2 protein-coding genes are annotated in these 1679 nt (G+C 61.1%); both read right to left on the reverse strand.

Annotated elements, in window-relative coordinates; all coding sequences use genetic code 11:
• Window positions 1-76 precede the first annotated feature (76 nt).
• On the reverse strand, window positions 77-850 hold the full coding sequence (locus WBF74_RS12860) for a thermonuclease family protein (protein ID WP_424440535.1): 774 nt from the start codon (window positions 848-850) through the stop codon (window positions 77-79).
• 116 nt (window positions 851-966) lie between these two features.
• The gene (locus tag WBF74_RS12865; protein ID WP_424440537.1) at window positions 967-1608 is read right to left on the reverse strand and encodes a DNA-binding response regulator; all 642 of its coding nucleotides are present in this window, start codon (window positions 1606-1608) and stop codon (window positions 967-969) included.
• Window positions 1609-1679 lie beyond the last annotated feature (71 nt).

The raw sequence follows: 1679 nt of genomic DNA on the forward strand, positions 1-1679 counted from the left end.
AGACCAAGCGCGGTGACAAGCGCCACAGCAAGGAAGCGAGGCTTCAGGACCGACATCGCTATCTCCTCCCGGCGGTTTAATTCTCTCGACTGTTCTTTCGGGTTGCCGCGCCCGCAAACTCGATCTGTTCGGGATGCGTCACCACAATTTCAGGGCCGTTATATTGGCCAAGCCAACCGCGAATACGAAGCGGCGTTCCGACAAGAGCCGCAAGATCGCGCGCGCCGCTTCCGGCCTGTGCAAGAATGAAGGTCCAGGGTTCCGTGCGCTGAAAGAGCTTAATGTCCCGCTCCTTCACTGTCACCGTGAAGTCGGCACGATAGTCGGACCCGAAATTGAGATAGAGCCGGTCGCGGACGAGCGAGGCGGAAGTGACAACGCCCTCGACAAGCTCATAGCGCCCCTCAAGCTGCTCCAGCACACCCACATTCTCCGCCTTGCGGATCGCATAATAGGGGTCGCGCCAGATGCCTCGCGCCGCAGCACGCGCCTTTTGCTCCGCCTGCAAAAGCTCGCTCGCACAGGAGCGGTTGTCCGGGAAGGTGTAAACACGCGCAAGACCTTCCGCGAGCATCTGTTGCTGCAACCAGACTTCGCCTTGCCCGCTTGAGACAAAAATATGGGCGAGCACGCGGCCATGCCGGTCTTCCCGCGCACCGCCATAGCGAAGCCGCGCGTCCTTGCCCTTTGAAAGCGCCACAAGCCGCGCCTTCGCTTCCGGCGAGAGCGGCCAGGCCTTGAACCCCTTTCGACCGAGCGGCAGTTTCGGTGCCTGAATGCCGATCATCCGCACTTCGCGGCCATCTGCGAGAACCACCGTGTCGCCATCAACGACACCAACGATCCGCACATGCTCGCCCTGCTGAAGCGAGCAGGAGACAGCGCGCGCTGCCTGCGGAAAAAGCGCAAGCGAGAGGGTGAGAAGGAAGAGGCCGCCAAAAGCGCCCTTATGCTTCCGGGACAGGCTCAGAGCTGGCCCTCCACGGATGCGCTTTCTGTCCGATGCGCGATCAGGGCTGCTTCCGTTCGGTTGCGCACACCAAGCGCCTGAAGCACCGCATTCACATGGAGCTTCACCGTGGCAACCGAGATGCCCAGCACCTCCGCAATCTCCTGATTCGACCGGCCCTTGCCGATCTCGGCCAGAACCTCGCGCTGGCGGGGAGTGAGCTTCTGATGGCTTGCGGCTGCAAAACTGTCCGGCGCTTCGGCAAAGCCTTCGCTGCGCGTTGAGAGCAGAATATCGGGCACGTAACGCCCGCCCATCTCGACGAGGCGAAGCGCGCCCTCCATGAGATTGACGGCGAGCGTTTTCGGAACAAAACCCGCAACGCCGAGATCCATGACATCCCGGACGAAAGCGGGCGACAGCCGATCGGAGAAAACAACCACACGCGCACCCTGCCTGCCCGCAAGCGCCTCAAGATCGGCAAGCGAGAGCGGATTGCCTATATCGACCAGCACCATATCGGCGCTATCGGTCTCGGATACCAGGTCACGCCAATGGCCGCCCGCGATGCGAATATCGCCTTGCGGGAAAAGACGGCGCGCAATGGCGGCCAAGCCTTCGCAATAAACCGGCTGTTCGCCTGCAATCAGGACACGCATGAATGTCCTGCCCCGGTCTTTGCCTGCGGTACAATCCTGAATTGTGCCAATTTGAACCTACAACCTATATC

The sequence above is a fragment of the Parvibaculum sp. genome (assembly GCF_049672805.1).
Taxonomy (GTDB): domain Bacteria; phylum Pseudomonadota; class Alphaproteobacteria; order Parvibaculales; family Parvibaculaceae; genus Parvibaculum.

Coding starts and splice junctions, on each gene's coding strand:
- WBF74_RS12865 (WP_424440537.1), bottom strand. CDS start 1,608: ATGCGTGTCCTGATTGCAGGCGAACAGCCGGTTTATTGCGAAGGCTTG.